Origin of the sequence: Streptomyces sp. NPDC006476 (assembly GCF_040612015.1) — a bacterium.
GTDB lineage: Bacteria > Actinomycetota > Actinomycetes > Streptomycetales > Streptomycetaceae > Streptomyces > Streptomyces griseorubiginosus_B.
In genome coordinates this window covers 50,962-62,432 of sequence record NZ_JBEXPK010000002.1, presented here as the reverse complement: position 1 = coordinate 62,432, position 11,471 = coordinate 50,962, and the positions used below count along the sequence as shown (strand labels likewise).

At 72.4% G+C, this 11,471-nt stretch carries 13 protein-coding genes and 1 riboswitch; of the genes, 10 read left to right on the top strand and 3 right to left on the bottom strand.

From position 1 onward, the window contains the following. Positions 1-13: 13 nt before the first annotated feature. Positions 14-156, bottom strand: a riboswitch (cobalamin riboswitch). Between the two features lie 125 nt (positions 157-281). Then, positions 282-509 carry a hypothetical protein gene (locus tag ABZZ74_RS02370; protein ID WP_133048219.1) on the bottom strand — a complete coding sequence of 76 codons (228 nt, stop codon included), beginning with the start codon at positions 507-509 and terminating at the stop codon, positions 282-284. Positions 510-543: 34 nt separating this feature from the next. Then, on the bottom strand, positions 544-1,782 hold the full coding sequence (locus tag ABZZ74_RS02365) for an inorganic phosphate transporter (protein WP_356761194.1): 1,239 nt from the start codon (positions 1,780-1,782) through the stop codon (positions 544-546). 151 nt (positions 1,783-1,933) lie between these two features. Between ABZZ74_RS02365 and ABZZ74_RS02360 the strand changes: the two genes are divergently transcribed. From ABZZ74_RS02360 to ABZZ74_RS02335, 6 genes are all read left to right on the top strand, one after another. Continuing rightward, positions 1,934-2,629 carry a class II aldolase/adducin family protein gene (locus tag ABZZ74_RS02360; RefSeq protein WP_356761193.1) on the top strand — a complete coding sequence of 232 codons (696 nt, stop codon included), beginning with the start codon at positions 1,934-1,936 and terminating at the stop codon, positions 2,627-2,629. 112 nt (positions 2,630-2,741) lie between these two features. Next, the gene (locus tag ABZZ74_RS02355; RefSeq protein ID WP_356761192.1) at positions 2,742-3,863 is read left to right on the top strand and encodes an alpha/beta hydrolase; all 1,122 of its coding nucleotides are present in this window, start codon (positions 2,742-2,744) and stop codon (positions 3,861-3,863) included. Between the two features lie 171 nt (positions 3,864-4,034). Beyond that, positions 4,035-5,435, top strand: a complete 1,401-nt coding sequence (locus tag ABZZ74_RS02350) for a hypothetical protein (protein ID WP_356761190.1) — start codon at positions 4,035-4,037, stop codon at positions 5,433-5,435. A 148-nt stretch (positions 5,436-5,583) separates the two neighbouring features. Further along, positions 5,584-7,182, top strand: coding sequence for an ABC-F family ATP-binding cassette domain-containing protein (locus ABZZ74_RS02345; protein ID WP_208785436.1), 1,599 nt, complete (start codon positions 5,584-5,586; stop codon positions 7,180-7,182). Between the two features lie 346 nt (positions 7,183-7,528). Then, the gene (locus ABZZ74_RS02340) at positions 7,529-7,750 is read left to right on the top strand and encodes a helix-turn-helix domain-containing protein (RefSeq protein WP_004002281.1); all 222 of its coding nucleotides are present in this window, start codon (positions 7,529-7,531) and stop codon (positions 7,748-7,750) included. 127 nt (positions 7,751-7,877) lie between these two features. Then, positions 7,878-8,681: an enoyl-CoA hydratase/isomerase family protein gene (locus ABZZ74_RS02335; RefSeq protein WP_356761188.1), complete on the top strand. Its 804-nt coding sequence runs from the start codon at positions 7,878-7,880 to the stop codon at positions 8,679-8,681. Positions 8,682-8,886: 205 nt separating this feature from the next. Here the strand turns inward: ABZZ74_RS02335 and ABZZ74_RS02330 are convergent, their stop codons facing one another. Beyond that, positions 8,887-9,639, bottom strand: a complete 753-nt coding sequence (locus ABZZ74_RS02330) for a nucleopolyhedrovirus P10 family protein (protein WP_356761186.1) — start codon at positions 9,637-9,639, stop codon at positions 8,887-8,889. Positions 9,640-9,727: 88 nt separating this feature from the next. Here ABZZ74_RS02330 and ABZZ74_RS02325 point away from each other — a divergent pair, with 88 nt between their 5' ends. Genes ABZZ74_RS02325 through ABZZ74_RS02310 form a run of 4 tightly spaced genes read left to right on the top strand, consistent with a single transcriptional unit; the run spans position 9,728 to position 11,466 of the window. Next, positions 9,728-10,225 carry an Asp23/Gls24 family envelope stress response protein gene (locus tag ABZZ74_RS02325; protein ID WP_356761185.1) on the top strand — a complete coding sequence of 166 codons (498 nt, stop codon included), beginning with the start codon at positions 9,728-9,730 and terminating at the stop codon, positions 10,223-10,225. Positions 10,226-10,262: 37 nt separating this feature from the next. Further along, complete coding sequence (locus ABZZ74_RS02320) at positions 10,263-10,448, top strand: hypothetical protein (protein WP_356761183.1); 186 nt, start codon at positions 10,263-10,265, stop codon at positions 10,446-10,448. Beyond that, complete coding sequence (locus tag ABZZ74_RS02315; RefSeq protein WP_356761182.1) at positions 10,445-10,828, top strand: hypothetical protein; 384 nt, start codon at positions 10,445-10,447, stop codon at positions 10,826-10,828. The genes ABZZ74_RS02320 and ABZZ74_RS02315 overlap by 4 nt, the downstream gene beginning before the upstream one ends. Next, positions 10,825-11,466: a DUF6286 domain-containing protein gene (locus ABZZ74_RS02310; RefSeq protein WP_356761181.1), complete on the top strand. Its 642-nt coding sequence runs from the start codon at positions 10,825-10,827 to the stop codon at positions 11,464-11,466. The genes ABZZ74_RS02315 and ABZZ74_RS02310 overlap by 4 nt, the downstream gene beginning before the upstream one ends. The last annotated feature ends 5 nt before the right edge of the window (positions 11,467-11,471 follow it).

The window sequence follows — 11,471 nt, the reverse complement described above, 5'->3', positions numbered from 1 at the left end:
TGTCCGCGCCCTGGTTCGACGAGACCGGCGGTGGGAGTTCCTGGCTCCCGGGGCTACCTACCCCGGTGACAGTGGCGGGACCGCGCCGGACTCGCACCGGCTTCCTCCCTTGCCGCCGTACATGGCTCCGGCAGTCCACCACGCACCCGAACGGCAGTCAACTTGCCGTTGACCTGCGACGGGAGAGTGTGCTGAGGCCCACATGCGAGGGGTCGCCGTGGTCACGGAAACGCGAGGTGCCGGGACGGATCACCGTCCCGGCACCAACAGGAGGTCAGGGCTCAGCCCTTGGCCATGATCAAATTGATTCCGTACGCCACCGCCGCCGCGCACCCCGCGAAGGCCACGTACGCTCCGGCCGTCGCGAGGGCTGCCGAGCCGCCCTGCGCGGTGGCCCGCTCGCGGTGCGACAGGCCCATGACGCCGAGGGTGAAGAGGGCCACGAGGCCCACGGTGACCGCGAGGCTGACACCGAAGACGGAGCCCAGGGCCGACCAGTCGATCTTCATGCTGCTGATTCCTTCGTTACCGGGTGGCCGGGGCTCAGACGGCGGCCGGCGGGGCCGCCGGTTCCGTGGTGGTGACCGGCGCGGCGATCGTGGCCGTCAGACCCTCCGTCACCGCGCCCGGGGGAGGAGGGGTGACGGCGGCGATCGCCGTGGTGACGACGCCGGCCGGCTCCTCGGTCTCGTTGACGTTCGACGCGTCGACGACCTCGCGGCGCGAGACCTTCCAGATCGCGGCGCTCGCGGCGACGAGGAAGACGGCGACGACGGCGGTGCCCCAGTCCCCGAGGTCCGTCACGGACTCCGCGCCCGCGCCGACCAGGGCGGCGGCCGGCAGCGTCAGGACCCAGGCGACCAGCATCCGGGTCGCGGTGGACCAGCGCACCACCCCGCCCTTGCGGCCGAGGCCCGCGCCCATCACCGAACCGGAGACGACGTGCGTGGTGGAGAGGGAGAAACCGAGGTGGGAGGAGGCCAGGATGGCCGTCGCCGCGCTGGTCTGGGCGGCGAAGCCCTGACGCGGCTGAAGCTCGGTCAGGCCCTTGCCCATCGTGCGGATGATGCGCCAGCCGCCGATGTACGTGCCGAGGGCGATGGCCAGACCCGCGGAGAGGATGACCCAGGTGGGCGGGTCGGATTCGGGGGCGACGGCGCCGCCGGCGACCAGGGCGAGGGTGATGATGCCCATCGTCTTCTGCGCGTCGTTGGTGCCGTGGGCCAGCGAGACCAGGCCGGCCGAGGCGATCTGCCCGGCGCGGTAGCCCTTCTCGGCCGCCTTGCCGTCGGCCTTGCGGTCGAGTGCGTAGGAGAAGCGGGTCGCCAGCGTCGCGGCGAGCCCGGCGACGACCGGGGCGGCGAGCGCCGGCAGCAGCACCTTGGTGACGAGCACGTCGCCGTGGACCGCGCCGAAGCCGGCCGAGGCGACGGTGGCGCCGATCAGACCGCCCATCAGGGCGTGCGAGGAACTGGAGGGCAGGCCCACCAGCCAGGTCACCAGGTTCCAGAGGATCGCGCCGACCAGGGCGGCGAAGATGACCTCGGGACGGATGCCGTTCTCATCGACGAGACCCTTGGAGATCGTGTTCGCGACCTCCACGGAGAGGAAGGCGCCAACAAGGTTGAGCGCGGCGGACATGGCCACCGCGACCTTGGGCTTGAGTGCGCCGGTCGAGATGGTGGTGGCCATCGCGTTGGCGGTGTCGTGGAAACCGTTCGTGAAATCGAACGCGAGTGCGGTGATCACCACAATCGCGAGGATCAGCGAGAAGTTTTCCATTTACCCAGGCAATCGTTCGAAGTCATCGGTCGGTTGACCGTAGGAAACCTGGGTGAACAGAAGATGAACTGGGGTGGGCGTCAGAGTGTCGCGGTGGGTGGTCCCGAGCGAACTCGGTTCCCGGTCGATATGCGCCTGGGATGATCGCGGCATGGGCGAACAGCAGCGGGACGGGCACAACGTACGAGGAGAGCGGGGCGCGCTGCCCGAGGAGACGCGGGCCTGGGAGGAGCTCGTGGCGACGGCCCGCCGCACCGTCGCCGACGGCCTGGTCGTCGGCACCTCGGGCAACGTCTCGGCGCGCGTCGGGGACACCGTGCTGGTCACGCCCTCGGGCGTCCCCTACGACCGCCTCGCACCGGACGACATCACCGGCGTCGACCTCGACGGCCGGCAGGTCCTCGGCACCCTGGTCCCGACCAGCGAGCTGCCGATGCATCTCGCCGTATACCGTTCGACCGGCGCGCGGGCGGTCGTCCACACCCACGCCGTCCACGCGACGGCGGTCTCCACCCTCGTCCCCGAGCTCCCGACGATCCACTACATGGCAGCGGCCCTGGGCGGCCCGGTCCGAGTCGCCCCGTACGCGACCTACGGCACCGACGAGTTGGCCGAGAACATGCTCCGCGCCCTCGCCGACCGCTCCGCCTGCCTCCTGCAGAACCACGGCACGGTCGCCCATGGCGCGAGTCTGTCCCAGGCCTACGACCGCACGGCCCAGCTGGAGTGGATGTGCCGCCTGTGGCTCACCGCCTCCTCGGTGCCGGGCATGTCCCCGAACCTGCTCTCCCTCGCCCAGGTGGAGGAGGTCGGCGAAAAGCTGCGGGGGTACGGGCAGCAGAGGTGACGTCACGGGGTACCGGGGTGGAGTGAGCACACCACACCGCCGCCGACGGACGGCATCACCCCGCTTCCTCCTTCCGCTGGCCGGGCACCGGGACCGCCAGGACACTGGACAGGTGCGCACTGTCAAAGCGACGGCCGCCGCCGTCACCGTAGCCCTGGCCGCCGGCGCGGCCTCCGTGGCCGCAGGCCGGTTCGCCAGCGACGCCGCGCTCAAGGCGCCGCCCGGCCGCCCCCTGCCCACCGAACCCCGGCTCACCGTGCACGCCACGGCGGCCGGCCAGATCGCCCTCACCCGCGACCTCGCCGCCCTGCGCCCCGGCACCTACGGCCTGGCGGGCGACGGCACCCACGCGGTCGTCGGTCCCGTCCTCGCCCACGCGACGCACTCCGCCGACACCGTCGTACGCCGCCTCGAACGCGTCACGCACGGCACCCTCGAACCCGGCGACAAGGTGTGGCTCACCCCCAACCTGTACGTCGGCAACCCCCGCGACTCCCTCGGCCTCGACCACACCGACGTCCACATTCCCGGCGAACTCGGCACCCTGCCTGCCTGGTTCGTGCCCGGCGCGCGCAGCACCTGGGTCATCGCCGTGCACGGCCTCGGCACCACCCGCGAACTCACCATGAACGTCATGGAGTTCCTGCACCGCCAGCGCTTCCCGGTGCTCGCCCTCGCCTACCGCGGCGACCCCGGCGCCCCCCGCTCCCCGGACGGCCTGAACCACCTCGGCGAGACCGAGTGGCGCGACCTGGACGCGGCCATCCGGCACGCCGTCGGCAACGGCGCCCAACGGGTCGTGCTGCTCGGCTGGTCCACCGGCGCCACCATGGCGATGCGCGCCACCGCCCACTCGGGACTGCGCGACCGCGTCTCCGGGCTGATCCTGGACTCGCCCGTGCTCAGCTGGGCGACCACCCTGCGCGCCCTCGCCGCCGCCCGCCGCACCCCGGGCGCGCTGCTGCCGCTCGCGGTGCGCGCCGCGCAGGGCCGCACCGGCATGGAGGGCGACCGCTCCGCCGCGGCCGCCGCCGAACCGAGCGTGCCGACCCTCGTCATCCACGGCCCGGACGACACCCTCGCCCCCTGGCAGTTCTCCCGCAGCCTCGCCGAGGGCCGCCCGAACCTGGTCGCCCTGCACACCGTCCGCCGGGCCCCGCACGCGGCGATGTGGAACGCGGATCCGCAAGGCTACGAGGAGGCGCTGCGCCGATTCCTCACCCCGCTGATGTGAACCCGTCGTGAGGAATCGGCGCTGAACGGTCGACCCGATTCCGTTTAAGGCCGTACCACTGGCCTGTTCCAGGCCCTTCACCGCCCCATGGGCCCCGTCCCTTGGCCACGCCCGTCGCCCCCGGTGACGTTCCGTTTGGGTTTTCGGACGGTCAACCGGAAGACTGCACCCGTGACGTCCCGTATCCCGCGCGACTCCAGGCTTCGACTCGTCCGCCCGCGACCCCTGGCCGCCGCCCCCACAGCCGTGAACCAGCGGCGCCCACGGCGCCCGGCACCGCGCCCGCCGGAGGGCACACCGGCACCCGCGGAGCTGGCCAGAATGGCGCGCTCAGGTCTTGCCGACGCGGCCCGTGTCGCCCACTGGGCCGACGCCGCCCTCGGCCCCGGCAGCGAGGGCGCGCGGGCCGACGGCAAGGCCACCCTCTCCGACGCGACCGCCGAACGGGCGGCCCGGGACCTCGGCCTGACCGTCGCTCAGGTCCGCGCCGACTGGGACACCGCGCGGCTCGCGGGCCTCGTCGAGGTGCACGGCGACAGCGCCCGCCCCGGCTGGCGGCTGCGCGCCTGGGACCGGGACGACAGCGCCGTGCTGCGCGGCTGGGTCGCCCTGTTCGACGCCTGGTCGCTGGCCCACGCGGAACCCTCGGAGCACGAGCCCGCCGCCGTCGCCGAGGTCGTCTCGGCGATGCCGCAGGTGCTCTCCTTCCTCCAGCTGTCCGCCGGGCCCGTCCCGGTGGAGCAACTGCTGGACCTGCTGGAGCAGCGGGTCGTCGAACTGCGCACGGAGCGCTGCGAGATCCCCTACGGCCCGCAGCCCGAGCCCGTCGAGCAGCCCGAGGCGCCCGACGCCCCGCTCGCCCCCCTTCTCGACTGGGCCCTGCACGCCCTCGCCTCCGTCGGCGCCCTCACCTACGGCGACGGACACGCGACGCTCACCCCGCTCGGCAACTGGGCGGTGTGGGTCAAGCTGGAGCAGATCTGCGTCGCCGCGCAGAGCCCGGCCGGGAACATCGAGGCCGTCGCCGAGGAGATGCTGCGCGGCTGCGCCCAGCTGCGCCCGAACGCCGCCCGCGCCGAGTACCGCGCCTGGCTCGCCGCCCGACCCGTCGGCAGCGCGGTCACCGAGCTCATCGCCGCCGCCCGCGGCGACGATGCCCTGCTGCGCGGTCTCGCCTTCGAGGCGCTGCGCGTGGTCGGCGCCCCCGCCGAGCCCGACGTCCGAGCCGTCGCCGACGAGCCCACCCTGCGCCCGTACGCCCTGCTGTGGCTGGCCGAGCACGACGGCGTCGACCCCGAGGACGCGCACGAGGTGCTCACTCGCGAGGAGGCCACCTGGCTGTGGGTCGACACCGCGGCCGCCGTCGCCGACCACGGCGAGGCCCCCATGCTGGTACGGCACCTGGAGTCCGCCGTGCAGCCCACGGTGCCGATGCTGCTCGACGAGGTCCGCGCCGTCGGCCACCCGCGCACCGTCCAGGTCCTGGTCGCCCTGGCCGCCGCCCACCCCGACCCGGCCCTCGCCAAGGCCGTGCGCCGCGCCGCCTTCCAGGTGCACACCGGAGGGAACTGACAAGTGCCGTAACGAACACCTGGACGTAGAAAATGCGCTTGCACGGCCCCGTTAGACTTGGCCCATGGCCATTCTCCTCGCGCATTAGACGGCGGGAACGTCCTCAGCCGCCCATCCGTCAACCCCCTGTCCGCCCTGGAGCATGTCCGTGATCTCCGCCACCGGTATCGAGCTGCGCGCCGGCGCCCGAGTCCTCATCGAGTCCGCCACCTTCCGAGTCGCCAAGGGCGACCGCATCGGCCTGGTCGGACGCAATGGCGCCGGCAAGACCACCCTCACCAAGTGCCTCGCCGGCGAGGGCATCCCCGCCGCCGGCCAAATCACCCGCTCCGGAGAGGTCGGCTACCTCCCGCAGGACCCCCGCACCGGCGACCTCGACGTCCTCGCCCGCGACCGCATCCTCTCCGCGCGCGGCCTGGACGTCCTGCTGCGCAAGATGCGCGAGAACGAGCAGCGCATCGCCAACGGCCAGGGCGCCACGCGGGAGAAGGCCCTCAGGCAGTACGAGCGCCAGGAGACGGAGTTCCTGACGAAGGGCGGGTACGCCGCCGAGGCCGAGGCCGCCACCATCGCCGCCGCGCTCAACCTGCCCGACCGGGTCCTCGGCCAGCCGCTGCACACGCTCTCCGGCGGTCAGCGCCGCCGTATCGAGCTGGCGCGCATCCTGTTCTCCGACGCGGACACCCTGCTGCTCGACGAGCCGACCAACCACCTCGACGCCGACTCGATCATCTGGCTGCGGGACTACCTCAAGACCTACCGCGGCGGCTTCATCGTCATCTCCCACGACGTCGACCTGGTCGAGACGGTCGTCAACAAGGTGTTCTACCTGGACGCCAACCGCGCCCAGATCGACGTCTACAACATGGGCTGGAAGCTCTACCAGCAGCAGCGCGAGGCCGACGAGAAGCGGCGCAAGCGCGAGCGCGCCAACGCCGAGAAGAAGGCCGCCGCGCTGCACTCGCAGGCCGACAAGATGCGGGCCAAGGCGACCAAGACCGTCGCCGCTCAGAACATGGCCCGCCGCGCGGACAAGCTCCTCGCCGGCCTGGAGGCGGTCCGTCAGTCGGACAAGGTCGCCAAGCTGCGCTTCCCCGAGCCCGCGCCCTGCGGCAAGACCCCGCTGATGGCCGAGGGTCTGTCGAAGTCCTACGGCTCGCTGGAGATCTTCACCGACGTCGACCTGGCCATCGACAAGGGCTCCAGGGTCGTCATCCTCGGCCTCAACGGTGCCGGAAAGACCACCCTGCTCCGGCTCCTCGCGGGCGTCGAGCAGCCCGACACGGGCGGTGTCGTCCCCGGGCACGGCCTCAAGCTCGGCTACTACGCCCAGGAGCACGAGACCCTCGACGCCGACCGCACGGTCCTGGAGAACATGCGCTCGGCCGCCCCCGACATGGACCTCGTCGAGGTCCGCAAGGTGCTCGGCTCGTTCCTGTTCTCCGGCGACGACGTCGACAAGCCGGCCGGCGTCCTCTCCGGCGGCGAGAAGACCCGGCTGGCCCTCGCGACCCTGGTGGTCTCCTCCGCCAACGTGCTGCTCCTGGACGAGCCCACCAACAACCTCGACCCCGCCAGCCGCGAGGAGATCCTGGGCGCCCTGCGCACCTACAAGGGAGCGGTCGTCCTGGTCACCCACGACGAGGGCGCCGTGGAAGCACTCCAGCCGGAGCGCATCATCCTGCTGCCCGACGGGGTCGAGGATCTGTGGGGATCCGACTACGCGGACCTCGTCGCGCTCGCTTGATCGAATACGTGATCACCGCGTGATCAACGCCGTATGGATCATTCGGCCCATCGGTGATCCACCATCTGTGTGAGATCTCCTCGTACCGAGGTGTGTCCTACATCAATTTCCCGGCCGAGCCCTCCGTCCCCGAAGGGCTCGGCCGCGTCACGTCCTGACCTGGCACTTCGTGGATCAACCCGTTCGGCCGAACGAACACGACAACGCGGAATTCCGTATTCCGTATGTGGGGACGCGCTCCTGTCGTCAAAAGCCTGTCTCACGGACCTTGCCGAATGGGTGGCCATGACGGCCCGGAGGGGTGATCATGAGGAGACCAGAGCGCACTTCCCATGAGGAGGCACGGGTGGCCGAGACTCTGAAGAAGGGCAGCCGGGTGACCGGCGCCGCGCGCGACAAGCTCGCGGCAGACCTGAAGAAGAAGTACGACTCCGGTGCGAGCATTCGGGCACTGGCCGAGGAAACCGGCCGCTCGTATGGCTTCGTGCACCGGATGCTCAGCGAGTCGGGCGTCACGCTCCGTGGGCGTGGCGGTGCGACACGGGGCAAGAAGGCCGCCTCGTCCTGACCTGGGCGGCCCATCGGCTTCGATGGTGGCCACCCGGTCGGCCGGATGACTGGCCGGGTGGTTACTGTGCAGTCACTTAGCTTGTAGTCCCTACTGCTCTGCTGACCGCACTCATCGGAGGCACCCCATGGCCACGTCCGCCCAGGACCTCGGTCCCGTACTCGACAAGGACGGCGTACGGCTCACCGTCGACGACGCGATCGCCACGGTGACGCTCACCAACCCGGCCAAGCGCAATGCGCAGAGCCCCGCCCTGTGGCGGGCGCTCGCCGAGGCCGGGCGGGTGCTGCCGGGGTCGGTCCGTGTCGTGGTGCTGCGTGCCGAGGGGCAGTCCTTCTCCGCCGGCCTCGACCGGCAGATGTTCACGCCCGAGGGCATCCAGGGCGAGCCGACGTTCATCGACCTCGCGCGCAGCAGCGACGGTGAACTCGACGCGAGCATCGCCGGGTTCCAGGACGGCTTCACCTGGTGGCGGCGCGGCGACCTCGTGTCCATCGCCGCCGTACAGGGGCATACCATCGGGGCCGGCTTCCAGCTCGCCCTCGCCTGTGATCTGCGCGTCGTCGCGGACGACGTGCAGTTCGCCATGCGCGAGACCAGCCTGGGCCTGGTCCCGGACCTGACCGGCACGCACCCGCTCGTCGCCCTCGTCGGCTACGGCCGCGCGCTGGAGATCTGCCTCACCGGCCGCTTCGTCCAGGCCGAGGAGGCGGTCAGCACCGGCCTCGCCAACCTCGCCGTCCCCGCCGACCAGCTCGACGCGGCCGTCTCCGACCTGGCATCGGCGATCCTCGCGGCCCCCCGGGACGCGGTGATCGAGACCAAGACCCTGCTCCGCGGCGCCCACGACCGCACCTACGACGACCAGCGCGCCGCGGAACGAGCCGCCCAGGCCCGCCGCCTGCGAGACCTGGCCGGCCTCGGCGAGTGACCCCGCGGGTGGGCGGGACGACCTGAGCCGGCCCGGCGCGACCGCCTGTGCCGGTTCGGTGGGATCGACCCCGCGGGCCCGCGCGGCGGCCGTTCTTCGGGTGTACGCCGGTGCGTCGGGGGACCCTCGGCGTTGAGGAAGCCGTGGTCGGCCATCCACTCGTAGTCGAAGATCTTGGAGCGGTGGCCTCGGCCCCGGGCCTCGGTCAGGGGCCTACCGCCGTGACCAGGGTCGCCACCGTCGGGTGGTCCGGTAGGGCTGTGGAGACGGCGGCGCGGACCTCTCGGGCCACGTCCAGTGGGCGGTGGTCCGCGCGGACCGCGAACTCCACGCGGACATGGCGGCGCGGCAGCGCGCCCTCCGACTGCCGCTCCTCCAGATGCACGGCCCGATGCCCGACGCCGCCCGTCAGACGGTCCACGCCCGGGACGGCCAGGGCGGCGACGGCCACGCGTTCCTCGTCGGCCGTCTCCGGCCCCGCCGGTCGTGGCTGTGCGGGCGGCGGGTAGTGAGCCCCCGCCCCCGACTCAGCCCCCGCGCCGGCCTCCTGCGACCCTTCCTCCACGTCCAGCAGTTCCGTCACCCGTAGGTCCACCTCCGTCACCGTCAGCCCCAGCAACCGCGTCGCCGCCGTCGCCAGGGTCGTGCGGAGGAGGGCCGCCGTGGTCGGCAGCGGCTCGGTCGTCGTCGCTGCGAAGTCCGCCGTGATCCGTAGCGGTCCCGGCGGCAGGGCACTGGGCGGGGGCGGTACGACGGGGTCGTGCGTGTCCTCCGGGTCCGTCAGAGCGACGCGGAGGGCGTCCAGCCGCACCCCGGGCAGTTCACAGGCCGCGTTCCGCAGCACCGCCCCGGCCGCCTCCTCCGTGATCCAGGCGCCGTCTCGATCCTCCCCGAGGGGCAGGAGCCTGCCCAGCCCCAGCTGGTGCCGTACCGCCTGTGTCCATCTGTCCGCCGTCATTCCTCCAGCCTGCCGCATCCCTGGCGCGTGATGGCGCAACCCCACTTACGGTGGTCACAGGACGACGAACGGAAAGGGACGTACGGCGATGACCGACATGACGGAGCAGAACCGGACGGGGACCCCCGGAGTCGAGAAGGACCTACCCGAGACCCCGGGGACACGCAGGGCACAGGTCACACGGCGCGGTGGGGGAGACCCGGGCGCCCGGGGACGTACGACGATCGCCGACGGGGTGGTGGAGAAGATCGCCGGGCTGGCCGCCCGGGACGTGGTCGGCGTCCACGCCCTCGGCAGCGGGCTCAGCCGCACCTTCGGCGCCGTGCGCGACCGGGTGCCCGGCGGCTCGAAGTCCGTGACCCGCGGGGTGAAGGTCGAGGTCGGAGAGGTACAGACGGCGCTCGACCTGGAGATCGTCGTCGACTACGGCGTCTCGATCGCCGACGTCGCCCGCGCCGTACGGGAGAACGTCGTCGCGGCCGTGGAGCGGATGACCGGCCTCGAGGTGGTCGAGGTCAACATCGCGGTGAGTGACGTGAAGTTGCCGGAGGAAGAGGACGAGGAACCGGAGCCCCGGCTCCAGTGACGGCCCGGCGAGTGGACGACCGTAAGGGGAGCACACGATGAGAATGGCCGTGGTCGGCATGATTGCCGGAATGGCGCTGGGCTTCGCCGGCTACTTCGGCGGCTTCGGGGCCTTCCTGCTGGTGGCCGCCCTGGGCGCCGCCGGGTTCGTCGTGGGCCGGTTCCTGGAGGGGGACCTGGAGCTCGGCGACTTCTTCCGCACACGTGACGACCGCAGGCGGTGACGTGGGTGAGCGACGGCGTCGGTGACCTGGGCAGAGCCCCGGCGGCCGTCGCGCCGGGGGAGCGCGGCGCGACCAGGATCGCCGACCGGGTCGTCTCGAAGATCGCCGCCGAGGCGGCCCGCGAGGCGCTCGCCGGCCAGTCCGACGAGGCGTCACACCCCCACGCGACGGTCGTCGTGCACCACCGCACCGCCCACATCCGTCTCCATCTCGAGATCGACTACCCCTGTGACATCGGCGCCCGGTGCGCGGATGTGCGTCGACATGTCGCTTCCCGGGTACGCGCTCTGGTGGGCATGGAGGTGCCGGAGGTCGCCGTCCACGTGGAGCGGCTGCATCTGACCCCGGCGTACGGCGCGGCACAGGGGAGGACGCGATGAGCGAGCCCCAGGGCTCGGAGGGCACCACACAACGACTGCCGGTCATCGAGCGGGCACCGGAGGCACCACCGCCCCCGGTCGTCGGCGACCACGGCCCCGAGGGCCGCTTCTGGTCCGCGCGCCGCGTCCCCGCGGCCGTCGTGGCCCTGCTGGTCCTCGCCGTCGCGGGCATGTTCCTCTACGACGTCGCCGCCGTACGGGCGCACCGGCCCGCGATGGCCTGGCGCCGCGAACTGGCCCACCAGCTCGCGCACCGCCCCCTCGACGACATCTGGGTCCTCGTCGGCGCCGGAGTCGCCGCCGCTCTCGGCGTCTGGCTGATCGTGCTGGCGGCCACGCCCGGACTGCGCGGCGTCCTGCCGATGCGGCGCGTCCATCCCGACGTACACGCCGGACTGCAGCGGGAGGCCGCGGCCCTGGTGCTGCGCGACCGTGCCATGGAGATCGCCGGCGTCCAGTCGGCGCGGGTCAGGGTGGGCCGCTCGCGCGCCGACGTCCGCGCCGTCTCCCACTTCCGCGAACTGGACGACGTACAGGAGGACTTGGAGGCCGCGCTGGGTGCCGCGATCAGCGGTATGGGGCTCTCGCGTCCGCCCGCGCTGCATGTGCGTGTACGGCACCTCGGGCGGAAGGGGTGAGAGCG